Source organism: Pseudomonas sp. NFX224 (genome assembly GCF_048565165.1).
Classification (GTDB): domain Bacteria; phylum Pseudomonadota; class Gammaproteobacteria; order Pseudomonadales; family Pseudomonadaceae; genus Aquipseudomonas.
The window spans coordinates 219,230-243,248 of the sequence record NZ_CP183416.1 but is presented as its reverse complement, the minus strand read 5'-3'; the positions used below and the strand labels follow the sequence as shown (position 1 = coordinate 243,248).

Here is a 24,019-nt window from a genome sequence, read left to right as displayed (position 1 = left end):
GACTGAGCGTAGATCAGAATCCGAGAGTTCGAAGACCTTTGAGCTGATCCAGGTTGCCGTTCAGCGACCCTGCTGTCGTCACGTTGTCACGCAGTACGACATTGAAAGACGTGAGGTTTCGGACCTGGTTGCTGCCGCCGAGCAAAGTCGTATTCTGCATCAGCCCACCCTGGGCCAGGCGTTGCATGGTACTGCCTTGGTTGTTGTTGGCGACGATGTTGAGTTGCACACCATTGCCGGTCGAGGAAATGCTCAGCGAGCCCGCGCCATTGGCGCCGGTCAGCGTCGAGCCTGCAGTCAGTGCCTGGCCCTGCTGTTGCGTCGCTGGCACTTGGTTAGCCTTTGTGACGTTGATATCAACATCGTTGTAGGCGGTATTGTTGTCACCGGCCGCACGCACGACTTGAGTGACGCCCTGGGTGCTGTTGAGGCCATTGCCGCCAGTGACGGTGCCGCTGCCGGCGCTTTGCGAACGTGTTGAGCCAGTACCTTTTTCGTCGATCATCGACACATAGAACTGCGGCTTGATGGTCGATTGCTGGATTTGCATCGAGGAGCGTGCCCCGATCACATCTCCGTTGGAATTTTGCCAGGTGCTGGACATGACAACGCCGAAGCTGATGATCCGTCCCGGCATGACAAAGCGGCCGCGAAGGTTCGCCAGTTCCTGGTCTTTCAGTTCGATGGGTTTAAAAATTTCTGCATGGGTTGGCAGGCTGGCGGTCAGGCAAACGATGGCCAGCCAGATTGGAGTCTTCATTGAATGCTCCCGGAGCTTCATGCTCCCTTGTTATTAGAAGAAGTCGCTCTGGATGAATCCGAAGTCCATCAACTCTGCGTCTTGTACCGGGTTGAAGGCGTTGATGCGGTTCTTGGCGGTCAGTGGCAAAGGTGGATCGAGCAACGCATTGTTTTTGTCGTAGCCCTGGCCGATGACGGCAAAGATGATGCCGTTCCAGCCTTTGACAAAGTCTTCGACTTTGTAACGTTTATGTCCCAGTACCGGGTCTCCGATGTAGACCCAGCCGTTGTGGACTCTTTGCATGACCACAAAGTGTTTGTAGCCACGGATATCCAAAAGCACGACAACCGGAATTTTGATGTCGTTCAACGTTTCAGTCGCTACCCGGTAGCCACGGGCCCGCATGCCGATACTTTCCACGTACTTCTTCATGTCGAGCATGGAGAAGCCCTGAACGCGGACAAGATCTTGATCGGAGTGCCCCAGCATGCCTTCGATGATCTGTTCTTCATTCACGTCCAGCCAATAGGCTTGACGCAATACGGTCGCCAACGCTGCTGCGCCGCAACTGAAGTCGGTTTTCTGTTGCACCAGGTCGGCAAATTTACGCTCGCGTATGCTCTGGATCGGCTTATACACCACTGCGCCACCCGGCAGGATGGAAAGCGGCAGTTGTGCAGCCTCGATCACACCGGACACGCAAAGCAAAAATGCCAAGGCGATAATTCGCATGATGTGACGCCCCCTGGATGTTCTGAAAAAAGGCCCCCGTGAGGGGGCCTCCAGAGCCAGCATTAGAACGAGGTGTTGGAGATGGCCAGCGAGTTGCTTTGTTGGTTACCCACACCAGCCGCTACGTTGACGCCCAGGTTGCCACTGCCGCCATTCACCGAACCGCTCAGGGTTGCAGTGTTGGTCACAGGGTTGGCCCAGCCAGTTGGAGTCAGCACTTGATAAGAGTAGGTGTTGCTCAAATCAAAAGAGCTGCTTTCACTGTAGCTTTTCGCTTTTTCCCACTCGGATTCGGACGATTTGCTGCCCGATTTTTCGAACGACGAGGCATTCGCTTTCTCGTACGAGCTATCGAACGATTTGTCGTACGAGGAGTCGCGCGATTTGTCGTACGAGGATTCGTGCGACTTGTCATACGAGGAGTCGCGCGATCTGTCAAACGAGGAGTCGTGCGATTTGTCGAACGATTTGTCGACCGCTACGTCAAGTGTTGCGTCAAGCGATCCGCTAAGCGATGCCTCGGAACTCCTGCTACGGGTGCGATCGCCCCAGCCATTGTTGACGGTAGTGGAACTGGAAGCCGCTGCTTGAGCGTCCAGCGTTGCGCCCAAGGAAGCAGTCAAAGAAGCGCTCGAAGAGCCGCTGGCACTGCTGCTGTTGGAGCCACTCGAGTTGCTGCTGTTGGAACCACTCGAAGCGCTGCTGTTGGAACCGCTTGCATTGCTGCTGCTAGAACCGCTGATATCAGCGCTAAAGGAGCCGCTGGCTTCAGAGCTCTTGGAGCCGGCTTTGTTCCAGCTCGAAGAAGCGCTTTGACTGCCGCTGGCCTCGAAGGACTTATCACTAGAGAAACTGCCGCTTTTGGTTGTGGTGAGGGTGATCGTATCGAGGCGATACGTCCGATCGGCGGAGTTGGTCACCACGAGGCCAGGACCGTTTTGATCGGCATTGGCGGTGGCGGTGGCGCTGCCCAGTGGTGCATTGGAGTTGGCAATTGCCATGGTGTTTTTCTGCTGATTCAAATCGCCGCCAGCAATGTTGATCCCCATGTTGCCGCTGCCGTTATTACCCGATCCGCTCATCGTGGCAGAGTTTGTTACGCCGTAGTTCATCACCTTGTTGTTGTTGCTGTACTGCCGAACGCTGGCGGTGGCGGACGCACTGCCGAACACGAAGCTGTTATCCAGGCTGGAGTCGGCGCCGGCGTTTGCAATGGCGGCCGCGTTGTCTTGCTGGTTGCCTGCGCCTGCTGCCACGTTGACGCCGACGTTGCCGCTGGTGCCAGTGGCAGAACTACTCATCTCGGCGCTGTTCTCAACCCCTTCGTTGTAAATGCGGTTGTTGGTACTGCTTTGCTTATCCATAGCATTGGCAGTCGCATAGACAGGGATCTTTGTTGGAGGTGGGGTGTGTTGGCCACCGTTTTGATGGCCATTGTTGTTGTGGCCATGGCCACGGTCCCTATCGTTTTGCCCAGCTTGTACAGCAACAGCCATGACCGCAGCAATTGCGAAAACCAGAGGCTTGAGTGCCATCGAAGGTTTCATGGTGATTCTCCGTACTTATTTTAGGTTAAGTGTTGTTATTACCTGTTTGGGTCAATCCACGACCCGTACGCTTAGGGTGTTGGCCATTCGGTTTCCCACCCCGGCGCTCTGATTCAACTGAATCACCCCACGGCTACCGGTGAAAGCCTGGTCACTGGTAGTGACCTGGCGATAGCCTGGTGTGGAGTCAGTTGGATCGGAGTTGTTGAGCAGCGCCACGTTCTGTTGCATGAGGACGCTGTCGTCGATACTTTGCGGCTGAGCACTGATACTGATTCGCAGTGCGTTGGCTTGCTGGTTACTGGCCCCCGAACTCTGGTTAACACCCAGTGCGCCGTTGCCATGGCTGAAGGAGGCGCCCTGGATGCTGGACCGAGCTTCCATATTGGGGTCGACCACCGTACGCAACCGTTGGCGGATCTGGGTGCTGGCACTGGCATTGTGGCCATTGGCGAAGGCCCGGGCGTTGGCTTGTTGTTGCAGATCGCCCGCCGCCTGGTTGACGGCGAGGTTGCCCTGATACTGCATGCCCGACGCGTCGATTTCGGCGTTATTGATGACGGGAGATTGGGCAAAGGTCGATGCACTGCAAAACATGGCGAGAATCAGCAGCGTACGATTCATCTTAACGCTCTCCCGTCATGATATTCAGCGCACCCAGGCCTCGCTCGACGCTTGAATTGACCATGTTGGCAATACCGCTGCCGGAGTTGCCCGAACGTCCGCCGGGGAGGTTGGAAAGCTGGGTCTGGTTGCTGATGTTGCCGCCCAGGTTGCCATTGCTGCCTAGATTGATCAGGCCAGAGATACCCGTACCACTGGTGACGCCGGCAAAGTCGCCGTCGCTCAGCTCACTCGTTTGTTTGAGGATTTGTTGGGACGGGTTGGCGTTGACGGTCGTGGGGTTGGGGTCGGGGATTATCGGCGCTCGCGTTGCCATGCGTGTCTGGACATCACGGGTAATGACAATGATGCCGTTGTCAGCCTGAACAGGCAGGCAGATGCTTGATCCCAGTGCGCATCCAATCAGAATGAAGCGATGGATGCTTCTATTGAGTTTCCCCACGGCGGCAATTCCTTCTGTTGTGAAACGCTGGCCCTTATCAGCGTTGCGAGGAAGTGAGCAGAAGGTGTGCCGTTTTTCGTTTTTGTATAAAAAACAGAGGGTTGAAACAAATCGAGGGAAAGTTAAAAAAAATCTGTATCGCCGCTGAGACAGATCCACTCAAAAACCCCGTCCCGGCTGGCGGCCATGCTCGCTGAGGGCTCTTAAGGCAGGTTGTATCAGTGGTTTAACATATTCTTGCTGGAAGGGGCGGGCCGCTCTAGCTCGCGGGTCTGCGCAGAGGGGAATGTATCAGAAATGGACATCCTGACAGGGCAGGGCAGCCCTGTCAGGCGTTGAGCAAGCGCTTCACCGCTTCGAAAGCCGCGTCCTTGCGCTGTTTCCAGCCACCTTGCAGTACCTCGTAAGGCTGGCAGTGCAAGTCAAGCCATTGGCGACTGGCCTGGAAAAACGCCTGGCGTTCTGTCAATTGCGGTTGGCAGCGCTGTCCGTCGTCATGCCAGGGCACGGTTTCAGGACTCAGCAACAGATGCAGGTCATAGTGCCGTACCCGCAATGCTTGCTCGATCCATGGCGGGCAAGCGCCAAACAACGCGCGACTCCAAAGGATATTGCTCAAAAGGTGCGTATCGAGAATCAACAGTGAGGGCTGTTTGGCGCGAGCCTCATCTTCCCACGTGAGCTGGCCATGTGCGATCAATGGAATATCGTCGTAGCAGGTTAGTCGGGCTTCTTGTTCGATGAAGTGCCGAACGTACTCACCGACCAATATGCCGCCAAAATTGGCGTGAATCTCGTTCGAAAGCCAGCTTTTTCCGCTGGATTCAGGGCCTGTGAGCACCAGGACCTTCATGTGCGCAACGCCGGGGCGGTACGCCATTCACGCCAGCCCTGCACGGCGAGCAGCAGGAACAAGCCGTACAAAGCGGCGGTCAGGTACATCCCTTTGTAGACGAACAGCCCGACGAAGATCACATCCACGACGATCCACAACGGCCAGCATTGAACGCGTTTCTGCGCCATCCACAGCTGGGCCACCAGGCTGAAACCGGTAAGGGCTGCATCGAGCCAGGGCTGGGCGGCGTCCGTCCAATGCGCCATCGCAGCGCCAAGCAACAGGCTGCCAATTGCGCCGATCGCCAGACCGAACATCACAGATTGGCCGTCGAGCCGGGTCACCTCGCGTCCTTGTCGCGCATCGCCTGCACGGGTCCATTGCCACCAGCCGTAGATCTGCAGGGCCGCATAGATCACTTGCAGCAACATGTCCGAATACAGCTTCACTTCGAAAAAGACCCAGCTGTAAATCAGTACCATGACCAGACCGATCGGCCAGCACCAGGGGTTCTGCTTGACCGTCAACCAGACGGCAATGACACCGAGGGTGGCGGCAAACAGTTCAAGCCCGGACATGGAGGTTCCTTGGGGAAATCGAATGGGGGCGCGGATTGTAACCGCAGGCAGCGGTATTTGGTTTGAAGATCAAAAAATCGCAGCCTGCGACAGTTCCTACCGGTGAACGCCTTGTTCTGTATGAGCTGCCGCAGGCTGCGATCTTTTTGGAATCACACCCGGAACTGCTTGAGCAATCCGTTCAGTTGCTCACTCAGCTCCTTGAGTCGCACACTCGCCGCGCTGGACTGTTCCGCCGCCAATGCCGTGCTGTGGGAGAGCCCGGCTGCTTGCGTGACATTCTGGTTGATGTCCTCGACCACATGCGCCTGTTGCAAGGTCGCGCTGGCGATCGAGGCGTTCAGCCCGTTGAGGTTGCGCAGCGCCTGACCGATGGCGCTCAGGCTGGCACCGGCCAGACCGGCCTGTTCAATGGTCAGTTGCGAGGCACGGCTGCTGTCGCCGATGACTTTGACCGCCGCTTCGGAATGGGTTTGCAAGCGTTCGATCATCGACTGGATTTCTGCCGTGGACTTCTGGGTGCGCTGGGCCAGCAGGCGGACCTCATCCGCGACAACCGCGAAACCGCGACCTTGCTCACCGGCCCGGGCAGCCTCGATGGCGGCGTTGAGGGCCAGCAGGTTGGTTTGCTCGGCGATGGAGCGGATCACTTCCAGAACACTGCCGATCTGATTGCTTTCCGCGGCCAGCGTGCGGATCACTTCCACCGCCTGATCGATCGTCGAAGACAGCGTGTCGATCTGTTGCAGGCTGCCGTCGATGTTGATCTGGCCTTGCTGCGCCTGCGCTTCGGCATCGCGCATTTCACTGGCGGCATGCTCGGCGTTTTTCGCCACGTCCTGCACGCCGTAGGTCACTTCATTAATGGCCGTGGCCACCAACTCCATCTGCTGCGATTGTTGCTGGCTGCGTTGCTGGGCCTGGGTGGCGTCGTTGCCCAGTTCACTGGATGACTGGCCGAGGGCGCTCGCCGACACCTGCAGCTCACCGATCACCAGCCGCAGCTTGGTGGTGAAGGCATTGAAGTGCCGCGCCAGTTGTGTGACCTCGTCCTGACCGTGGGTGTCGAGGCTGCGGGTCAGGTCGCTTTCACCACTGGCGATGTTGGCCATCGCGTTTACGGTTTCCTGCAATGGACGGACGATGCTGCGCGCAATCACGATCACCAGGGAAACCATGATCAGTGCGATGGCCACGCCGATCAGCGACGCTTCCCAGACCTGTGCGTAGAACTCGGCCTGCATGTCATCGATGTACACCCCCGAGCCAATGACCCAACCCCAAGGCTCGAACAATTTGACGTAGGAGGTTTTCTCGACCGGTGCGCTGGCGCCCGGCTTCGGCCAACGGTAATTGACGATTCCGGCGCCCTTGCTCTTGGCGACGGCAACCATTTCGTTGAACAGCGCAAAACCGTCCGGGTCACGGATCGCCGCGAGGTTCTGGCCGTCGAGTTTCGGGTTGGCCGGGTGCATGACCATCACCGGCGTCAGATCGTTGATCCAGAAGTAATCGTTCTGGTCGTAACGCAGGCCGCGAATAGCGGTCAACGCCTGTTTCTGCGCGGCTTCGCGGGTCAGGGCGCCGGCGGTTTCCAGGCCTTGGTAATAACTGAGAACGCCGCTGGCGGTCTGCACCACATGCTGGGTTTTCTGCGCCTTGGCGTCGTACAAGTCGTCATGGATCTGCTTGAGCATCATCACGCCCAAGGCCAACAGCATCATGACGGCCACGATCAGGATGAGCCACAAACGGCGGCTGATCGACATATTGCGCAAGCTGTTCATAGCGCGGTGCTCCGATTTCTTGTTCTGGGTTTCTTGTTTTTGTAATGAATGATCGCCAGCATCCTGCCAGGTCTGATAACGCGGCAGCGCTTTCCAGACTTGTCTGATAGGATTTCGGCCCCGCGCGGTAAAACCTGAATGCAAATTGATTTTTCACGGGTTTTCAGGGGGTAACGGGAACTTGTGTTCGTGGAGCTTCAACTACGCTGAGCGCGATAAACGCTTTGTAAAATACTAATGGGGCATGCGTCGACGCATAGCTTTTTGGGGGATTGATGGATCTTTGGACTGCCTTTCAGGCTTTGATTCTTGGGGTTGTAGAAGGGCTGACGGAATTTTTGCCCATTTCGAGTACCGGGCACCAGATTATTGTCGCCGACTTGCTCAACTTCGGTGGCGAACGCGCCATGGCGTTCAACATCATTATTCAGCTCGGGGCGATCCTGGCGGTGGTGTGGGAATTTCGCCGGAAGATTTTCGACGTGGTCATCGGTTTGCCGACGCAGCCGAGCGCTCGACGCTTTACCGCCAATCTGCTGATCGCCTTCATGCCGGCCGTGGTATTGGGGGTGATTTTCGCCGACCTGATTCACCACTACCTGTTCAATCCGATTACGGTAGCCACCGCGTTGGTGGTGGGCGGTATCGTCATGCTGTGGGCTGAAAAGCGCCAACATGAAGTGCATGCCGAAACCGTTGACGACATCACCTGGAAAGATGCGCTGAAAGTCGGTTTCGCCCAGTGCCTGGCAATGATTCCGGGCACCTCGCGCTCCGGCTCGACGATCATCGGCGGTTTGTTGTTCGGCTTGTCGCGCAAGACCGCTACCGAGTTCTCGTTCTTCCTGGCCATGCCGACCATGGTGGGTGCGGCAGTGTATTCGGGCTACAAGTACCGAGACCTGTTCGTGCCGTCTGACTTCCCGGTGTTCGCGATCGGCTTCGTCACTGCATTCATCTTCGCGATGATTGCCGTTCGGGGCCTGCTCAAGTTCATCGCCAGCCACAGTTATGCGGCGTTCGCCTGGTATCGCATCGCGTTCGGCCTGCTGATTCTGGCCACCTGGCAGTTTGGCTGGGTTGACTGGACTGCGGCCCAGCCATGAGTGATTCCAGCGCGCGCAAGAAGCCCGGGCGCAATTGCGGAGGCGAGATCCGCAATCCCCGGCTGAAAATGCTAGTGTTTGCGACCCTGTGCGCGCTGCCGTTGTTCGGTTCGATGTCGTTGTGGCTGCGAGGGGTGTCGCTGATACCGCTGGCAGCCTACGGCATCGTCAGCGTGCTGGCGTTTTTGCTGTACTGGAGCGACAAACGCAAGGCTCGCGCCGATCAATGGCGAACCCCGGAAAACGTGCTGCATGCCCTGGAGTTCGCCGGTGGCTGGCCAGGTGCGTTGCTCGCTCAGCAGGTGTTTCGACACAAGACGCGCAAAGTCTCGTTTCAACTGGTGTTCTGGCTCATCGTGTTACTGCACCAGGTGTTCTGGATCGACCAGTTATTCCTCGGCGCGCAGCTGTTCGCGTTGTTCTGATAAAGAAGGAATCAGAGCAGCAGCCCGACCTGAGTACGCTTGGGCAGTTTAATGACCACCAGTTGATGGGAGCGCTGTAACAGACCTTGCAGTTCTTCAGCGCCCAAAGGGTAGGGCGTTGCCATGATGATCCACTGTGCCCGCGCCAGATAAGGCGCCGGATGAATGCCTGGGCGGTCGCAATGACCGAGAAACAGATCCTTGTCGACCTTGAACGCCAGGGAGTCGCCCCGCAGGTTTTGCAAGGCGAACATCTTGTTCCCGGCAATCGAAAACACCCGCACGCCACCCCATTTGTAATCTTCCCGAGCACCCGGCAAAGCGAGGCAAAACGCCGCGACATCCGCTTCGCTCATGCGTACTGCCTTCATATCAAACGGTCCCCACAGGCATTGAATGTTTCGATCAAATGGTCGAGCCAGGCCCGCACGGCCGGCATCACGCCGCGACGGTGAGGATAGACCGCTTGCAACCAGCCGCCCGGCAGCTTCCAGTCCGGCAGCAGTTGCACCAGTGAACCGTTTGCCAGTTCCTGCTCGCAGTACATCATCGGCAGCGTGGTAAAACCCTGCCCGGCGAGCGCGCAGGTCTTGCGCACGATGAAATCGTCGATGCCCAATCGCGCTTCAAGGGCCAGCTCGAAACTTTTGCCCTGGTCATCCACCAGGCGAATATGCAGCATGCGATCGGGTTCTAACGCGCCGAGCACCGGCAGGTTTTTCAGGTCCTCGGGACGGTTGATGTCACGGCCTTGCAGGAATGCAGGACTGGCCACCAGGAGCATCTGTGCCTGACGCAATCGGCGCGTGACCAGCAGCGGGTCTTCGTCGCCCGGTTCACGTACGCGCAAAGCCACGTCGACACCTTCGGTCACCAGATCGACGCGCCGGTTGACCAGCATCACCTCCAGCTGCACTTGCGGGTATTTCTCCAGGAAGTTGCTGATCACGTCCGGCAGCATTTCGTGAGCCAATCCGACGGGAGATGAAACCCGCAAGCGCCCACGTGGCTCGCTGGACATGCTGGCCACGGCCTCGTCGGCCATTTCGGCTTCCAGCAACATCGCCTGACAATGACGCAGGTAGCGTTCACCCACGGCGGTCAGCTTGAGTTGCCGGGTGGTGCGCTGCAACAACCGCGCGCCGAGACGCTCTTCCAGTTCCGCAATACGCCGTGACAGCCGCGACTTGGGAATCCCCAGCAAACGTCCGGCCGCCGCGAATCCACCGGCCTCGACAACTTTGGCGAAGTAATAAAGGTCATTAAGATCTTGCATTGGTGTGACTCAATCGTTCTACCAGTGAGACAAACTATCGCATTGTTGCACGCTAATCAGTTATTCGTTTCGTCTGTAGGATTGTCTCCATCAGATCGCCCTGGCGGCGATCCTCACCTGGAGATCCCATATGAAACTGCTGCATATCGATTCGAGCATTCTTGGTGACAACTCGGCTTCCCGGCTACTGAGTGGCGAAGTGGTCAAAGCCTGGCAAGCCGCCGAGCCATCTGCCGTGGTGACCTACCGTGACCTGGCCGCCGATGCCATCAGCCACTTCTCTGCGACTACTCTGGTTGCTGCCGGCACCACCGCTGAGCTGCGCGACGCCGCACAACAGTACGAAGCCGAGCTGAGCGCCCAGACCCTGGCCGAATTCCTCGCCGCCGACGCCGTCGTGATTGCAGCGCCGATGTACAACTTCACCATCCCGACACAGCTGAAGGCCTGGATCGATCGCATTGCCGTTGCCGGTCAGACCTTCCGTTACACCGAAGCCGGCCCTGAAGGCCTGTGCGGCGGCAAAAAAGTGGTGATCGTTTCGACTTCCGGCGGCTTGCACGCTGGCCAAGCGACCGGTGTTGCCCACGAAGACTACTTGAAAGTGCTGTTCGGCTTCATCGGCATCACCGACATCGAGTTCGTTCGTGCACACGGCCTGGCGTACGGTGACGAAGTGCGCACCAAGGCGATGAGCGATGCTCACACGCAAATCAGCGAGCAACTGTTCGCCGCCGCGTAAGGCTTGCGTAAAAGCATCAAGCCGTTCAGGTAATGCCCCCCAAAACTCTGTATTCTGATCACGCAAGTGCCAGATACGGAGTTTTTTGTTTCTGGCTGTTACAGATTTTGGCCCAGGATATGCAATCAAGGGTTAACGTCTATGGTCTGGTAACAGGTGGGGCATCCGATGATGCGTCTTTGTGCAACTTTACTGATATGCCTGCTTGGCAGCCTGAATTCAGTGCACGCCGCCCCCGCGCCGCATCCTCACTTGAGCGTCGGTTACCACGAGATGAGTTTTCTCGACCCGCTCGATCTGCAACCGATGCGCGCCATCGCGTTCTATCCCTCCAGCGAAAAAGAGCACTCCAGCAGGCTTGAGGGCTACACGGTCGAGGCCGGTGAAGACACCAAGGTCGCCATGGGCCGTTTCCCCATGCTGATGCTGTCCCACGGCAACACCGGAACACCATTGGCCCTGCATGACCTGGCCACGTCGCTGGCTCGCAAGGGCTTTGTCGTGGTGGCGGTGATCCATCCGGGCGACAACTCTAAAGACCACAGTCGCCTCGGCACCTTGAGCAATCTCTACGGACGGCCGATCCAGATTTCCGAAGCCATCACCGCGACTTTGGGCGACCGCATGCTCGCGCCGTTCGTCAATGCTGACCAGGTCGGTGTGATCGGTTATTCGGCGGGTGGGGAGACGGCGTTGATACTGTCCGGTGCGACGCCGGACCTGGATCGTCTGCGTCGTTACTGCCAGGAACGCCCGGATGACCGCGATGCCTGTAACACCCAGGGTGAATTGATCGTCGATCGTGATGATTTGCAGCCGGTGGCCGATCCGCGCGTTCATGCGCTGTTACTGATGGCGCCGCTGAGCCTGAAATTCGGCCGTCACACGCTTGCGGACGTGCATGTACCGGTGCTGCTGTACAGCGGCGATGGCGACAAACTGGTGCCGTTCGACATGAACGCCGCTGCATTGGCGCGCAAACTGCCTGTCGCGCCGGACTTCAAGTTGTTGGCCGGGGCAGGGCACTTCGTGTTCATGGCGCCGTGCAACGACGAGCAGATCGTCATCATGCCGGCGCTGTGCACCGATGCCGATGGTGTCGACCGGGAAGACATTCACCGCAATCTGATTACCGAAGCGGGGCGCTTCTTCTCGCGTACTTTGGGCAAGGCGTCGCGGGCGGGGATGCAGACGGCGGATCAATAACCCGCTTCCAAACCCTGTGGGGGCGAGCCTGCTCGCGAAGAGGCCATCAGGTCCAACACCAATGTCGACTGTTACTCCGCCATCGCCAGCAGGCTGGCTCCCACAAGGTTGATGCAAGGCTCTAGGCCATCGAACGATGCTTGAGCAGCAAGGTCAACGCCAATGCACTGACCGACAACAGTGCCGCGCAAAAGAAAATCCACGAATACCCAAGGTTCAGCGCAATAGCCCCCATCAACGGGCCAGCGATCGCCAGCGCCAGATCGAAAAACACGGCATAAGCACTCAGTCCCGCGCCTCGGCTGGCGTTGGGCACTTGCTTGATCGCCTCGACACCCAGCGCCGGGTACACCAGCGACAAGCCAAACCCGGTGAGGCCGGCACCGATCAAGGCGTAACCGGTCGACGGCGCTAGCCAGAGCAACACCAGGCCAATAGTTTCGATGGTCATGCAGGCGATGGCCGAAGTGAATCCGCCAAAACGGCTGATGCTGGAAATGAACAGCAACCGCGCCAGGATGAAGCACACGCCGAACACCGTCAGGCAGTAAGCCGCGCCGGTCCAGCCGCGGTTGACGTAGTACAACGTGATGAACGTCGTCAGGGTGCCATAACCGATGGAGGCCAGGCTCAGGCTCGCCCCAAACGGCGCGATGCGCCCGAACACGGCCCAGAACGGCAGGCGCTCGCCGCGCACCACCGGCACCGAAGGTTTGTTACGAATCAGCAGCAACGCCGCAAGGGCCAGCACCGACAGGGCGATTCCCAAACTGGCGAAGCCCAGCTCTGCGACCATTACGACGCCCAGCGGCGCACCAATGGCGATCGCACCGTAGGACGCAATCCCATTCCACGAAATCGAGCGCGCCGTGTGTTCCGCACCGACCTGGCCCATGCACCAACTGATGGTGCCGACCCCGATCAAGCCTTGGGCGATCCCCAACAACAATCGGCCGGCGATCAGGATCAACAGGCTTAATAAAGGAAAGCTTTGCAGCAACGTCGACAATAAGGTCAGCCCGCCACTCAATACGATTCCCGACAAGCCATAGACGATGGCGCGCTTGGTGCCGATGCTGTCGGACATGCGCCCGGCCATGGGTCGACTGAGCAGGGTGGCGAGGTACTGTGAGCCGATGGTCAATCCCGCGATAACAGCGCTGAACCCCAGCTGTTCATGCACATACCCCGGCAGCACCGCAATCGGCAGGCCGATGCAGAGGAAGGCAATAAAGGTATAGAAAACGATAGAGACGATCTGCAGGGTGATCGCCGTGGAGCTTTGCGGTGGCTGTTGCTGCGCAGACATGTGGGCTCGTTCGCGGGCGGCGGTGGGAGAGCTGCATGATGGCGCGACGTTGCGATAAAAGAAAGCAGGCTAACGATCTTTTGATCCTGAAACAAAAAGCCCCATCACAAGGACAGGGCTTTTCATTTCAAACCGACGTTTAGAACACCACGCCTTGGCTACGCAGGTAGTCGTCATAGGTGCCGCTGAAGTCGGTCACGCCATTGGGGCTCAACTCGATGATGCGGGTGGCCAGGGACGATACGAACTCACGGTCGTGGCTGACGAAGATCAGCGTGCCCGGGTAGTTTTCCAGCGCCAGGTTCAGCGATTCGATGGATTCCATATCCAGGTGGTTGGTCGGTTCGTCCATCACCAGCACGTTCGGCTTTTGCAGGATCAGCTTGCCGAATAGCATGCGACCTTGCTCACCACCGGAAATGACCTTGACCGACTTGAGGATCTCGTCGTTGGAGAACAGCATGCGGCCCAACGTGCCGCGAATGATCTGTTCGCCCTGAGTCCACTGGCCCATCCAGTCGAACAGGGTGACGTCGTCTTCGAAGTCGTGGGCGTGGTCCTGGGCGTAGTAGCCCAGTTCCGCGCTTTCGGTCCATTTCACGGAGCCGGCGTCCGGGGTCAGTTCCCCCATCAAGGTACGCAGCAGGGTGGTTTTGCCGATACCGTTCGGGCCGATGATCGCGACGCGCTCGCCGGCTTCGACGGTAAAGCTGAAGTTCTTGAACAGGGTCTTGCCGTCGAAGCCCTTGGACATCTGCTCGATGGTCACGGCCTGGCGGTGCAGTTTCTTGGTCTGTTCGAAACGGATGAACGGACTCACGCGGCTCGATGGCTTGACCTCGGCCAACTGGATCTTGTCGATCTGCTTGGCGCGGGAAGTGGCCTGCTTGGCTTTCGAGGCGTTGGCCGAGAAGCGGCTGACGAACGTTTGCAGTTCGGAGATCTGGGCTTTCTTCTTGGCGTTGTCCGACAGCAGCTGCTCACGGGACTGGGTCGCCGCGGTCATGTACTCGTCGTAGTTGCCCGGGAACAGGCGCAGCTCGCCGTAGTCCAGGTCAGCCATGTGGGTGCACACGCTGTTGAGGAAGTGACGGTCGTGGGAAATGATGATCATGGTGCTGTTACGCGCCTTGAGGATCGTTTCCAGCCAGCGAATGGTATTGATGTCCAGGTGGTTGGTCGGTTCGTCGAGCAACAGCACTTCCGGATCGGAGAACAGGGCCTGGGCCAGCAGCACGCGCAGTTTCCAGCCTGGTGCGACTTCGGACATCGGGCCGAAATGCTGTTCCAGGGGAATGCCCAGGCCCAGCAGCAGTTCGCCGGCGCGGGATTCGGCGGTGTAGCCGTCCATTTCGGCGAATTCGGTTTCCAGCTCGGCCACGGCCATGCCGTCTTCTTCGCTCATTTCCGGCAGCGAATAAATGCGGTCGCGCTCGGCCTTGACCTTCCACAGCTCTTCGTGACCCATGATCACGGTGTCAATTACGGCGAACTCTTCGTAGGCGAACTGATCCTGGCGCAATTTACCCAGACGCACGTTCGGCTCCAGCATGACCTGGCCGCCGGACGGCTCGAGGTCATCACCGAGAATCTTCATGAAGGTCGACTTGCCGCAACCGTTGGCGCCGATCAAGCCATAACGGTTGCCACCGTTGAATTTGACCGAGACGTTTTCGAAGAGCGGCTTGGCGCCGAACTGCATCGTGATGTTAGCTGTAGAGATCAAAGGTTTTTCCTGCGAAGCATTCAGAGTAGCCAGGGTGCGGCAGTACCGCGCTTGACCCGAATCAAAGTGCGCTGAAGGCGGGTTTTCCCGTCATCAACGAAGTGGCACGTAAAGTTTGGCGGCGATTGTACTGGTCTGGCTCTTTAAACGATAGGGCAATCAGGCCACAGAGACACTTTGGCAGCATCGACCTATAGATTTTCACCGGAACAGGTTAACTATTGGTTACAAACTGTGGCTAAAATGCCATCTTTCACCGGCTGCCGATGTCCGGCATGACTACGGACAGGCACCGTGGCCGCTGTTTCGTTTTCAGACGCTGCACAAGACCCGCAGGCCCCTGGCTGGCAGGGGACGCAGTTTGTTCACTTCTGACGTGTGACGATTTCCGTGAAACTCATCATTGCCGCTATCTACGTTGTATCCGTCGCGTACGTTCACTTGCGCGGTCGGGTGCGCCACAAGCTGGGCCGCCAACTGAGCGATCACTCGACGTTTCTTGCGCCGATCAATTGCTTCCTTTATCTGTTCTCCAAAATCCCCAACAAGCCTTACCTCAACCCGGCGGATTTTCCCGACCTTGCGCCGTTGCAGGCCAACTGGGAAGAAATTCGCGCCGAAGGCCAGAACCTGCTGCGAGCCGGCGAGATCAAGCGCTCGAACCAGTATGACGACGTCGGGTTCAACTCGTTCTTCAAAACCGGCTGGAAGCGTTTCTACCTCAAGTGGTACGGCGACAGCCATCCATCGGCGATGAAGCTTTGCCCGCGTACCACCGAGCTGGTGCAGAGCATCGGCTCGATCAAGGCTGCCATGTTCGCCGAGTTGCCGCCGGGTTCAAAACTGGTGCGTCACCGTGATCCGTATGCAGGCTCGTACCGCTATCACCTGGGCCTGGAAACGCCCAACGACGCCGGTTGCTACATCAATGTCGATGGCGAGAACTACCATTGGCGCGACGGTGAAGCGGTGATGTTCGACGAGACATTCATTCATTACGCGGAAAACACCACGCAACAGAACCGCATCATTCTGTTTTGCGATGTCGAGCGGCCGATGAAATATCGCTGGGCGGCAGCGTTCAACGGCTGGTTCAGCCGCAACGTGATGTCGGCTGCCGGCGCACCGAACGAGGCGGGCGACAAGACCGGTGGCATCAATCGTCTGTTTGGCAAGATCTACAAGATTCGTTTGCGTGGCAAAGCGCTGAAGAAGCGTAATCGCAAGCTCTACTACCTCGAGAAGTGGGCGATTTTTGGTGGTTTGCTGGCGGTGTTCATTCTGATCTAAAAAATGTTTTACGGCTGAGGATGCTATCGAGCAAGCTCTCTCCTACAGTGGTTCGGTGTGAACCTTGTGGGAGCGAGCCTGCTCGCGATGGGGCCAGGAAACCCAATACATCACTTGGCAGCTTTTTTCTTCGCTGCCGGTTTGCTCGCTGACTTGGTTGTCGCCGGTGCCTTAACCGCGCTCCGGCCCCCAAGACTGCGTTTGAGCAACTCAGTCAAATCAATCACATCCGCTGTCTTACGGGCCTCTTCGCCGGTGTCCGTCTCTACATCCTCGATCTTGCCTTCATGGGCCTTTTTATCGACCAGGGCCATGATCTTGTCTTCGAATTCATCCCGGTAATCTTCCGGCGTCCATTCGGCGCTCATGTCTTGTACCAGCCGTTTGGCCATGTCCAGTTCACCCTTGGCCAGTTTGGCCTCGGTGACGTCCGGCCCAAGGGCGAGTTCATCCAGGCTGCGCACTTCCGCCGGCCAGCGCAATTTCACCAGTACCAGCGCCGATTCCAGCGGCATTAATGCCGCGAGGTACTGGCGGGTATGCAACACCACACGGGCGAGAGCGACTTTTTCGGTTTTGATCAGGGTTTCGCGCAATAACGCGTAGACCTTGCCGCCGCGTTTATCCGGCGCCAGGTAGTAGGGTGTGTCGATGTTTTGCAGCGGAATCTGCTTGGCGTCGACAAAGGCGAAAATATCGATGGTCTGAGTCGACAGGGGATGTGCCGAGCGGATTTCCTCTTCGCTGAGCACCACGTACCGACCCTTTTCGTAGGCGACACCTTTGACGATGTGCTCCTTGGTGACTTCCTTGCCGGTGACCTTGTTAACGCGCCTGTAGCCCACCGGTTCCATGCTGCGGCTGTCGAGCCAGTCGAAGTCCACCCCTTGCGAAGAGGTCGCCGAGACCAGCGCCACAGGAATATGCACCAGCCCGAAACTGATCGCGCCTTTCCAGATTGCCCGTGCCATGGCCGTGTTCTCGCGAGTGATGATCAGGTGACTCTGGGCCTCGGGCAAAAGTTTCCGCGGGTTGCAGCCCGGTCGTGGCGGGAGATCAACTTCGTGTTACATCTTGCGGACGAGGTTTTGGTTAACAAAACCGAACCCTGGGCGTAGCGTGCTATCGAAGACCATGTTCACGCGCATGTAGTGAGGCGTTCCATGACACGATACATTTCCGCTCTCATCCTGCTCATCATGACCGGTATTTTCGGCCTATTGGCTCAAGCGCAGGATCGTTCGCCGCGTGTGCCATTGCAGATCACCCAGAACCTGCCGAACAGCGGCAACAACAACCCGTACAACAGCCCGATTCGCCGGGCTAACCCCAACAGCATGCAGGGCTCACAACCCAGTGCTCCGGCCATACGTGGCCCGAACACCGTGCCGGTGCCGCGTCCACCGACCCTCGACAACGGCGGCATCGGCAATCGCTATCCCCAGCAGCGATCGGCGCCCACCGGCTCACCGACATTCATCCCCAATCCGCCTCCTCGAAACTAAGGCCCCGCATTCGTTGAACGGCAGGGCAGACGTCCATCCTCATGGCAAAAGGAATCGTGCATGTTGCGTAAAACCCTTCTGGCCACTCTCTGCGCCAGCGCACTATTGACCGCCACGCTGCCTGTATTGGCGGCGGCCACCCAGGACATGAAAAGTGAACAGGGCACCCTTGAGGTCACGTCGATCGCCAAGGGCCTTGAGCATCCCTGGGCGCTGGCGTTTCTGCCTGACCGCAAAGGCATGCTGGTCACTGAACGGCCCGGCAACCTGCGGGTGGTGACGGCTGACGGTAAACTTTCCGCGCCCATCAACGGTGTGCCCAAGGTGTGGGCCAAGGGGCAGGGCGGCTTGCTGGATGTGGCGTTATCACCGGACTTCAAGCAGGACCGCACGATCTATCTGTCGTACGCCGAGGGTGGCGGGCAGGGCGACAAGGCAGGCACTGCAGTCGGCCGGGGACAGCTGTCGGAAGACTTGACGACCCTCAAGGATTTCACGGTGATTTTCCGCCAGGAGCCCAAGCTCTCGGTCGGCAACCATTTCGGTTCACGACTGGTGTTCGACCGCGACGGCTATCTGTTCATTACCCTGGGTGAAAACAACGACCGGCCGACCGCTCAGGATCTCGACAAGTTGCAAGGCAAGATCGTGCGGATCTACCCGGACGGTAAGGTGCCCGACGACAACCCCTTTGTCGGCCAGTTCGGTGTGCGTCCGGAGATCTGGGCCTATGGCGTTCGCAACCCGCAAGGCGCGGCGCTCAACCCGTGGAATGGCACCCTCTGGGAGAACGAGCACGGCCCCCGGGGCGGTGACGAGATCAACGTGATCGAGCGCGGCAAAAACTACGGTTGGCCGCTGGCCACTCATGGCATCAACTACTCCGGTCAGGCGATTCCGGAAGCCAAGGGGAAAACCGCCGAAGGCTCCGTCAACCCGCGTCATTTCTGGGAAAAATCACCCGGTCTCAGTGGCATGGCGTTCTACGACGGTGATCGCTTCAAGGCCTGGCAGCACAACGTATTTATCGGCGCGCTGGTGACTCAGGAGTTGATCCGCCTGCAGTTCGACGGCGACAAGGTGGTTCACGAAGAGCGCTTGCTGGGCGAACTCAACAAGCGTATCCGCGATGTGCGGCAGGGGCCGGACGGGTATTTGTATGTGTTGACCGATGAAGAGGATGGCGGGTTGTACAAGGTAGGCCTCAAGTAATCGATTCACCGCAATCCCCTGTGGCAGCAAGTTTGTGAGCTGCTACAGGGCTATCAGGGGCAGGGCGACAGGCTTCATGGGTTCCTTCCTTGGGACGATGGGCAGGATGACCAGCCTACAGAGGCAATACTGAACTTGCCATTGACTTGCCTCGCGCGCCCGGCTAATTTCCAGCCATGAGTTTTACCGTATCGCGCTGCCAGCCAAGCATTATTACCGCCATTCCTCATTTGGCGGGCTAGCTCACGACTGCAGCACCCAACCCGCCCTGGAGGCGGGTTTTTATTATCTGTCTCGGGGCTCTGATCAATGTCAGGAGACGATCATGACCAGTACGCCCGCCCAGCAAACCCTGCTTGAGCATTACGTCAAAAAAATCCTCGCTGCGCCGGTCTATGAACTGGCCATTCGTACACCGCTGCAACCGGCACACGCATTGTCGGCATCCCTGGGCAACCAGATCCTGCTCAAGCGCGAAGATCTGCAACCAACCTTTTCTTTCAAGGTCCGTGGCGCCTACAACAAACTGGTGAACCTGGACGCTACGCAAAGGGCGCGTGGGGTGATCACCGCCTCGGCTGGCAATCATGCACAGGGTGTGGCATTGGCCGCGCGGGAGTTAGGCATCGATGCGACGATTGTCATGCCTGCCACCACACCGGAATTGAAAGTGCTGGGCGTGCGCAGTCGTGGTGCCGAGGCGGTGCTGCATGGCGAGAGTTTTCCATTTGCCCTGGCCTATGCGCTGGAGTTGGCAGAGCAAACTGGCAAGACGTTTGTTTCGCCCTTCGACGATCCGGACGTGATCGCCGGGCAGGGCACCGTTGCCATGGAAATCCTTAGTCAACATCAAGGGGCGTTGGACGCGATCTTTGTGCCTGTGGGCGGTGGTGGATTGATCGCCGGCATTGCCGCGTACGTCAAATACCTGCGCCCCGAAGTTCGTATCATCGGCGTGGAGTCAGAGCATTCGGCCTGCCTGCAAGCAGCGCTGCAAGCCAATGAGCGTGTGGTCCTGCCCGCCGTGGGCAGCTTTGCCGATGGCGTGGCGGTGGCGCAGATCGGTTCTTACGGCTTTGAAGTGTGCAGGTTTTGCGTCGATGAAGTGCTGACGGTGAACAATGATGAACTCTGCGCTTCAATCAAGAATATCTACGACGACACCCGATCAATCACCGAGCCTTCCGGTGCCCTTGCCGTAGCCGGCATCAAGAAATACGTGACACGCAGCGGCGTGCGGGGGCGGACACTGGTGGCAATAGACTCCGGCGCCAACATCAATTTTGACAGCTTGCGGTATGTCGCCGAGCGTGCCGCGCTGGGTGATGCCTTGGCATGAGGTAATAGTGGTCTGTGCAAATTGCAAAGCCGCCAGCGGTCTTTCCTGCAAATTGCATGACCGGTGTTAATGAGCTGTTACATAAATCCTTGATTTACCGATGAGCAACCGGGCGCATTGCCGGGCATGTTTTATGCTGTATCTGTTCTTAAGCTGACCGGGATTTCACATGAGCCAGCGTCGATAGTTGATTGGCAGTCTCACAAAAAGGAGAGGGTCGCCATGTTTCTTTCTGCCTTGGAACTTCGCAATATCATTGAAAGCAGTTTTTTGCCCAAGCGTTGTCAATGCACACTGTCGCCGGATCTCTCGATGACCGTAAAAGTGTATGCAGACGGCGAAACCGATCAGATTGATCTATTGAAGACGGGCATAGATGCCCAGCGTCTAAATGGCTGTCGAGAAATCAATGAACTGATTGCAGAATTGCGCACCGACCTTGCACTTCACCACGTCGCCGTTGAACAGCGCCAAGTGGTCGGCAAAGCACTTTAAGCTGCGGAAGGTAATAGTGCCGTCGACAGGCTCCGGGCCTGGAATGAAGCCAGGCCCGGAGCCAGTTCGATGTCAGTTCTGATAACTGCAAGCGTCAGACAGTTTTCGATAAGCGAGTTCTGCGGGTTGGCCCGACTGCGTATCGATGTATTTCATCGTTGCCGTGATCACTTCGCAGTCCATGGTGGTGGGCTCGGTCAAGGCAATCACCTTGCCCACATGCAATGGCATGCCGTAGTGATACGAAGGCACAGGTTGAGCCGAGGTGGTGTCGGCCTGGGCAAATCCTGTAAATGAGGCACAGACAAGAGCGGAGGAAACGAGCAATACGCGCGTGTTCATGGGGCAATCTCCAGTGCAGGCTAAAGTCAGCTCGACGTGTTGTCGAACCTGCCGCACTGGGCGTCAGAGAGCTCTGAGGGCGTGCGGTCCAGTTAGTGTTGGACTGCACGATTAAGCATTGGTTAACCCACCTGAACGCCACCTGTCGCTTTGCCACTACCGTTCGGCGGACGAAGGCTCCTGCAGAGGTATGTATTCCAACTGTAGGAGCGAGCCTGCTCGCGATGAGGCCATTGAACTCAGCGAAGATCCAACTGATTCCGATAAGGCAAATCCGGCCCTGTCTTGCTGCAAGTCAACGCCGCTGCCTGAACCGCAAACCGCATCATCGCTTCGATCTGCTCACGGCTCAGCTCACGCAAGCCTTCAACGGAATCCAGTTTCTGCTCGGTCAACCAGGCAATCAATGCCGCCTGAAAAGTATCGCCAGCGCCCACCGTATCAGCGATCTTCACCGCACAGGCCGGCACCGACCAGAAACCGTGAGCCCTGCTGAACACCGTCGCACCTTCGCCACCACGGGTCAGGAATACCAACTGACAACGGTGCTGCAACCAGCCTGCAATCACCCGGGCCGGATCCTGCTCGGGGTACAACAGGCTAAAATCCTCATCGCTGACCTTGATCAGGTCTGCGTGCTCGACCAGCGTGGCAATCCGTGAACGCCAAAGCTCGATATTCGGTTCAGGATTGAGCCGCACGTTCGGATCGAGGCTGATCAGGCGTTTGCCGCTTTCCCGGCGCACCAACGTCAGCAAGGTGTCGGCAATCGGTTGCACCACCAGCGAAAACGAACCGATGTGCAAACCGCGCACCTCAGGCGCAAGTTCCGGCAGATGCTCCGTTTTCAATTGCCGATCAGCACAGTCTTCGCCACGGAAACTGTAGTGCGGCGAGCCATTGGCGCCGACCGCGACCATCGCCAGCGTAGTGGGCGCGGCGAAATCCAGCAGATAATCCGTGCGCACGCCTTCATCCTGCAGCACTTGCAGCAAACGCCGGCCCAAGTAGTCGGTAGACAACCCGGCAAAGAGTGCCGCGTCCACGCCTAACCGGCGCAAACCTACCGCGACGTTAAACGGCGAACCGCCGGCAATTGCCTTGAAATTCACCTTTGAAGCCAGCCCGCTGGCGTCATTTTCACTGAAGAAATCGAACAGCGCTTCGCCACACACCAGATACATAATTGTTCGCTCTCTAAAGGGTTGCGACATGCTGTTGATAGCGTTCGTAGGCCTGCTGGGAGGCCAGTACGTTTTCTGTAATCGGCAAGGTTTCACTGGCCAGATCGAGCTTCACGCAGCGCTCGCACAAATCCGCCAGACTGTCCTCATGCCCGTTTGCCCAGGACTTGCACCACGCCGCCTGAATCGCCGCCCCAAGGGCTGCAGCTTCGCTTTGTTCGGTGCAGATCACCGGCGTGTTCATGATGTCCGCGACAATCTGCCGCCACACCGGGCTTTTCGAACCGCCGCCGATCAGGCAGATGCTGCGGCTTTGTAAGCCATTTTGTCGCAGCAGGTCCAGCCCGTAACGCAAACCGAAGGTGGTGCCTTCGACCACCGCGCGGCACAGATTGGCCTGGGTTAGGTTGGTCATGGTCAGGCCCAACACACTGCCGGTGGCATGGGGCAGGGCGGGGACGCGTTCACCGTTGAGAAACGGCAGCATGCAGACGCCTTCGGCACCGATGGGCGCCTGGGATACGAGCGCGTTGAAGCACTCGATATCCAGGTCGAACAATTCGCGGATGACGCCGGTGGCATTGGTCAGGTTCATGGTGCAGATCAGCGGCAACCAGCCGCCACTGGAGGAACAGAAGGTGGCGACCGCAGCGTCCGGGCTGACGGTCGGTTGAGCGGCATAGGCGTACACCGTGCCGGACGACCCCAGACTCATGGTGATCGCTCCAGGTCGGATATTGCCGGTGCCGATGGCGCCCATCATGTTGTCGCCACCGCCGCTGGAGACCAGCGCCTTCGGATTGATCCCCAACTGTTCGGCAATGCTCGGCAGAATCGTGCTGACCGCTGCGTGAGCATCGATCAGCTCCGGCAATGCGGCTTGCAGGCGCCCGCTCGGATCGATGTCGCGAAGCAGCTGCAAGTCCCACTGGCGGGTGCGCACGTTGAAATAACCCGTTCCCGAAGCATCACCGTATTCGCTGCAACTGCGGCCGGTCATCCAGACGTTCAGGTAGTCGTGGGGCAGCAGGATGCGGGCGATTCGGGCAAATACCGCTGGATGCTGCTCCTTGGTCCACAGCAATTTGGAGACGGTATAGCCCGGTGCAATGACCACGCCGAGACGCTCCAGCGAACCTTTCTCGCCACCCAGGTGTTCGAGCAGTCGATCGTTCTCTGCGGTGGTTTCGGTGTCGCACCAGAGTTTGGCCGGGCGCAGGACCTGTCCCTCATCATCGAGCAACACCAGGCCATGCTGCTGGCCGGAAACGCCGATGCCGAGGATGGACTGGCCATCGACGTCGGCGGCCAGCAACGCACGGCGGGTAGCGATGGCGAAGGCCTCCAGCCACTGAGTGGTGTCCTGCTCGCGGCGACCATTGGCGCCACTGATCAGCGTGTGGGCGGCCGCGCCCAGTCCCAGCACTTCACCGCTGACCGCATCGAGGATGATGGCTTTGGTGCCTTGGGTGCCGCAGTCGATGCCGAGGAATAATTGTTGGTTTGCCATGGTGGATCCTTGGTATATCAGGTCGATCAGTGTTAAGCCCATCTCGGACAGACTCACCGCATGGC

At 58.2% G+C, this 24,019-nt stretch carries 24 protein-coding genes and 2 pseudogenes; 9 read left to right on the top strand and 17 right to left on the bottom strand.

All coding sequences use genetic code 11. The annotated features are described in order from the left end of the window. Window positions 1–13: 13 nt before the first annotated feature. The 9 genes and pseudogenes from ACNYC6_RS01070 to ACNYC6_RS01030 form a co-directional block, all read right to left on the bottom strand. Window positions 14–760 carry a hypothetical protein gene (locus ACNYC6_RS01070; RefSeq protein WP_419710677.1) on the bottom strand — a complete coding sequence of 249 codons (747 nt, stop codon included), beginning with the start codon at window positions 758–760 and terminating at the stop codon, window positions 14–16. Window positions 761–793: 33 nt separating this feature from the next. Continuing rightward, on the bottom strand, window positions 794–1,474 hold the full coding sequence (locus tag ACNYC6_RS01065; RefSeq protein ID WP_419710676.1) for a C39 family peptidase: 681 nt from the start codon (window positions 1,472–1,474) through the stop codon (window positions 794–796). A gap of 62 nt (window positions 1,475–1,536) precedes the next feature. Next, window positions 1,537–3,021 (bottom strand): heme utilization protein, encoded by a 1,485-nt coding sequence (locus ACNYC6_RS01060; protein ID WP_419710675.1) that lies wholly within the window; start codon window positions 3,019–3,021, stop codon window positions 1,537–1,539. A 51-nt stretch (window positions 3,022–3,072) separates the two neighbouring features. Continuing rightward, complete coding sequence (locus ACNYC6_RS01055; RefSeq protein ID WP_419710674.1) at window positions 3,073–3,645, bottom strand: adhesin; 573 nt, start codon at window positions 3,643–3,645, stop codon at window positions 3,073–3,075. A gap of 1 nt (window position 3,646) precedes the next feature. After that, on the bottom strand, window positions 3,647–4,087 hold the full coding sequence (locus tag ACNYC6_RS01050; RefSeq protein ID WP_419713052.1) for a hypothetical protein: 441 nt from the start codon (window positions 4,085–4,087) through the stop codon (window positions 3,647–3,649). Between the two features lie 328 nt (window positions 4,088–4,415). Next, the gene (locus ACNYC6_RS01045) at window positions 4,416–4,940 is read right to left on the bottom strand and encodes an AAA family ATPase (protein ID WP_419713051.1); all 525 of its coding nucleotides are present in this window, start codon (window positions 4,938–4,940) and stop codon (window positions 4,416–4,418) included. Then, a complete protein-coding gene (gene pnuC, locus ACNYC6_RS01040; protein WP_419710673.1) occupies window positions 4,937–5,500 on the bottom strand; it encodes a nicotinamide riboside transporter PnuC in 564 nt (187 codons plus the stop codon). Before pnuC ends, ACNYC6_RS01045 begins: the two co-directional genes overlap by 4 nt. Window positions 5,501–5,652: 152 nt before the next feature. Further along, window positions 5,653–6,240, bottom strand: a pseudogene (locus ACNYC6_RS01035) (methyl-accepting chemotaxis protein); the annotation flags it as partial. 318 nt (window positions 6,241–6,558) lie between these two features. Beyond that, window positions 6,559–7,197, bottom strand: a pseudogene (locus tag ACNYC6_RS01030) (cache domain-containing protein); the annotation flags it as partial. A 365-nt stretch (window positions 7,198–7,562) separates the two neighbouring features. Between ACNYC6_RS01030 and ACNYC6_RS01025 the strand changes: the two are divergent. Beyond that, window positions 7,563–8,393, top strand: coding sequence for an undecaprenyl-diphosphate phosphatase (locus ACNYC6_RS01025; protein WP_419710672.1), 831 nt, complete (start codon window positions 7,563–7,565; stop codon window positions 8,391–8,393). Next, a complete protein-coding gene (locus ACNYC6_RS01020; RefSeq protein ID WP_419710671.1) occupies window positions 8,390–8,818 on the top strand; it encodes a DUF1294 domain-containing protein in 429 nt (142 codons plus the stop codon). The genes ACNYC6_RS01025 and ACNYC6_RS01020 overlap by 4 nt, the downstream gene beginning before the upstream one ends. A gap of 11 nt (window positions 8,819–8,829) precedes the next feature. On the opposite strand, the gene ACNYC6_RS01015 is transcribed toward ACNYC6_RS01020, so the two are convergent. Beyond that, window positions 8,830–9,189, bottom strand: coding sequence for an MmcQ/YjbR family DNA-binding protein (locus ACNYC6_RS01015; RefSeq protein ID WP_419710670.1), 360 nt, complete (start codon window positions 9,187–9,189; stop codon window positions 8,830–8,832). After that, window positions 9,186–10,094 (bottom strand): LysR substrate-binding domain-containing protein, encoded by a 909-nt coding sequence (locus tag ACNYC6_RS01010; protein WP_419710669.1) that lies wholly within the window; start codon window positions 10,092–10,094, stop codon window positions 9,186–9,188. Before ACNYC6_RS01010 ends, ACNYC6_RS01015 begins: the two co-directional genes overlap by 4 nt. Before the next feature lie 130 nt (window positions 10,095–10,224). Here ACNYC6_RS01010 and ACNYC6_RS01005 point away from each other — a divergent pair, with 130 nt between their 5' ends. Together ACNYC6_RS01005 and ACNYC6_RS01000 are read left to right on the top strand one after the other, a co-directional pair. Further along, window positions 10,225–10,836 carry an FMN-dependent NADH-azoreductase gene (locus ACNYC6_RS01005; RefSeq protein WP_419710668.1) on the top strand — a complete coding sequence of 204 codons (612 nt, stop codon included), beginning with the start codon at window positions 10,225–10,227 and terminating at the stop codon, window positions 10,834–10,836. Between the two features lie 168 nt (window positions 10,837–11,004). Continuing rightward, window positions 11,005–12,042, top strand: coding sequence for an alpha/beta hydrolase family protein (locus ACNYC6_RS01000; RefSeq protein ID WP_419710667.1), 1,038 nt, complete (start codon window positions 11,005–11,007; stop codon window positions 12,040–12,042). A 121-nt stretch (window positions 12,043–12,163) separates the two neighbouring features. Here the strand turns inward: ACNYC6_RS01000 and ACNYC6_RS00995 are convergent, their stop codons facing one another. Next, entirely contained in the window at window positions 12,164–13,351 is a 1,188-nt protein-coding gene (locus ACNYC6_RS00995; protein ID WP_419710666.1) for an MFS transporter, read from the bottom strand. A 139-nt stretch (window positions 13,352–13,490) separates the two neighbouring features. Beyond that, the gene (locus ACNYC6_RS00990; RefSeq protein ID WP_419710665.1) at window positions 13,491–15,077 is read right to left on the bottom strand and encodes an ABC-F family ATPase; all 1,587 of its coding nucleotides are present in this window, start codon (window positions 15,075–15,077) and stop codon (window positions 13,491–13,493) included. 390 nt (window positions 15,078–15,467) lie between these two features. Here ACNYC6_RS00990 and lpxO point away from each other — a divergent pair, with 390 nt between their 5' ends. Continuing rightward, window positions 15,468–16,367, top strand: coding sequence for a lipid A hydroxylase LpxO (gene lpxO / locus ACNYC6_RS00985; RefSeq protein WP_419710664.1), 900 nt, complete (start codon window positions 15,468–15,470; stop codon window positions 16,365–16,367). 110 nt (window positions 16,368–16,477) lie between these two features. Here the strand turns inward: lpxO and ACNYC6_RS00980 are convergent, their stop codons facing one another. After that, window positions 16,478–17,338: a Ku protein gene (locus ACNYC6_RS00980; protein WP_419713050.1), complete on the bottom strand. Its 861-nt coding sequence runs from the start codon at window positions 17,336–17,338 to the stop codon at window positions 16,478–16,480. A gap of 192 nt (window positions 17,339–17,530) precedes the next feature. Here ACNYC6_RS00980 and ACNYC6_RS00975 point away from each other — a divergent pair, with 192 nt between their 5' ends. From ACNYC6_RS00975 to ACNYC6_RS00960, 4 genes are all read left to right on the top strand, one after another. Then, window positions 17,531–17,872, top strand: coding sequence for a hypothetical protein (locus ACNYC6_RS00975; protein WP_419710663.1), 342 nt, complete (start codon window positions 17,531–17,533; stop codon window positions 17,870–17,872). 60 nt (window positions 17,873–17,932) lie between these two features. Further along, window positions 17,933–19,084, top strand: coding sequence for a PQQ-dependent sugar dehydrogenase (locus ACNYC6_RS00970; RefSeq protein WP_419710662.1), 1,152 nt, complete (start codon window positions 17,933–17,935; stop codon window positions 19,082–19,084). Window positions 19,085–19,409: 325 nt separating this feature from the next. Next, entirely contained in the window at window positions 19,410–20,423 is a 1,014-nt protein-coding gene (gene ilvA / locus ACNYC6_RS00965) for a threonine ammonia-lyase, biosynthetic (protein WP_419710661.1), read from the top strand. Between the two features lie 222 nt (window positions 20,424–20,645). Then, entirely contained in the window at window positions 20,646–20,918 is a 273-nt protein-coding gene (locus ACNYC6_RS00960; protein WP_150700498.1) for a DUF1652 domain-containing protein, read from the top strand. 72 nt (window positions 20,919–20,990) lie between these two features. Here ACNYC6_RS00960 and ACNYC6_RS00955 read toward each other — a convergent pair whose 3' ends face one another. The 3 genes from ACNYC6_RS00955 to xylB form a co-directional block, all read right to left on the bottom strand. Beyond that, window positions 20,991–21,260: a DUF2790 domain-containing protein gene (locus ACNYC6_RS00955; RefSeq protein ID WP_419710660.1), complete on the bottom strand. Its 270-nt coding sequence runs from the start codon at window positions 21,258–21,260 to the stop codon at window positions 20,991–20,993. 239 nt (window positions 21,261–21,499) lie between these two features. Further along, window positions 21,500–22,444 (bottom strand): carbohydrate kinase family protein, encoded by a 945-nt coding sequence (locus ACNYC6_RS00950; RefSeq protein ID WP_419710659.1) that lies wholly within the window; start codon window positions 22,442–22,444, stop codon window positions 21,500–21,502. A 13-nt stretch (window positions 22,445–22,457) separates the two neighbouring features. Continuing rightward, on the bottom strand, window positions 22,458–23,954 hold the full coding sequence (gene xylB, locus ACNYC6_RS00945) for a xylulokinase (protein ID WP_419710658.1): 1,497 nt from the start codon (window positions 23,952–23,954) through the stop codon (window positions 22,458–22,460). Window positions 23,955–24,019 lie beyond the last annotated feature (65 nt).

Excerpts from the sequence above, each read along its gene's own strand:
- ACNYC6_RS01055 (WP_419710674.1), bottom strand. The coding sequence starts at position 3,645 with ATGAATCGTACGCTGCTGATTCTCGCCATGTTTTGCAGTGCATCGACC.
- ACNYC6_RS01000 (WP_419710667.1), top strand. The coding sequence starts at position 11,005 with ATGATGCGTCTTTGTGCAACTTTACTGATATGCCTGCTTGGCAGCCTG.
- ACNYC6_RS00960 (WP_150700498.1), top strand. The coding sequence starts at position 20,646 with ATGTTTCTTTCTGCCTTGGAACTTCGCAATATCATTGAAAGCAGTTTT.
- ACNYC6_RS01045 (WP_419713051.1), bottom strand. The coding sequence starts at position 4,940 with ATGAAGGTCCTGGTGCTCACAGGCCCTGAATCCAGCGGAAAAAGCTGG.
- ACNYC6_RS01060 (WP_419710675.1), bottom strand. The coding sequence starts at position 3,021 with ATGAAACCTTCGATGGCACTCAAGCCTCTGGTTTTCGCAATTGCTGCG.
- ACNYC6_RS00995 (WP_419710666.1), bottom strand. The coding sequence starts at position 13,351 with ATGTCTGCGCAGCAACAGCCACCGCAAAGCTCCACGGCGATCACCCTG.
- xylB (WP_419710658.1), bottom strand. The coding sequence starts at position 23,954 with ATGGCAAACCAACAATTATTCCTCGGCATCGACTGCGGCACCCAAGGC.
- ACNYC6_RS00955 (WP_419710660.1), bottom strand. The coding sequence starts at position 21,260 with ATGAACACGCGCGTATTGCTCGTTTCCTCCGCTCTTGTCTGTGCCTCA.
- ACNYC6_RS00980 (WP_419713050.1), bottom strand. The coding sequence starts at position 17,338 with ATGGCACGGGCAATCTGGAAAGGCGCGATCAGTTTCGGGCTGGTGCAT.
- ACNYC6_RS00975 (WP_419710663.1), top strand. The coding sequence starts at position 17,531 with ATGACACGATACATTTCCGCTCTCATCCTGCTCATCATGACCGGTATT.
- ACNYC6_RS00970 (WP_419710662.1), top strand. The coding sequence starts at position 17,933 with ATGTTGCGTAAAACCCTTCTGGCCACTCTCTGCGCCAGCGCACTATTG.
- pnuC (WP_419710673.1), bottom strand. The coding sequence starts at position 5,500 with ATGTCCGGGCTTGAACTGTTTGCCGCCACCCTCGGTGTCATTGCCGTC.
- ACNYC6_RS01010 (WP_419710669.1), bottom strand. The coding sequence starts at position 10,094 with ATGCAAGATCTTAATGACCTTTATTACTTCGCCAAAGTTGTCGAGGCC.
- ACNYC6_RS01015 (WP_419710670.1), bottom strand. The coding sequence starts at position 9,189 with ATGAAGGCAGTACGCATGAGCGAAGCGGATGTCGCGGCGTTTTGCCTC.
- ACNYC6_RS01025 (WP_419710672.1), top strand. The coding sequence starts at position 7,563 with ATGGATCTTTGGACTGCCTTTCAGGCTTTGATTCTTGGGGTTGTAGAA.
- ACNYC6_RS01070 (WP_419710677.1), bottom strand. The coding sequence starts at position 760 with ATGAAGACTCCAATCTGGCTGGCCATCGTTTGCCTGACCGCCAGCCTG.
- ACNYC6_RS01065 (WP_419710676.1), bottom strand. The coding sequence starts at position 1,474 with ATGCGAATTATCGCCTTGGCATTTTTGCTTTGCGTGTCCGGTGTGATC.
- ilvA (WP_419710661.1), top strand. The coding sequence starts at position 19,410 with ATGACCAGTACGCCCGCCCAGCAAACCCTGCTTGAGCATTACGTCAAA.
- ACNYC6_RS01020 (WP_419710671.1), top strand. The coding sequence starts at position 8,390 with ATGAGTGATTCCAGCGCGCGCAAGAAGCCCGGGCGCAATTGCGGAGGC.
- ACNYC6_RS01005 (WP_419710668.1), top strand. The coding sequence starts at position 10,225 with ATGAAACTGCTGCATATCGATTCGAGCATTCTTGGTGACAACTCGGCT.
- ACNYC6_RS00950 (WP_419710659.1), bottom strand. The coding sequence starts at position 22,444 with ATGTATCTGGTGTGTGGCGAAGCGCTGTTCGATTTCTTCAGTGAAAAT.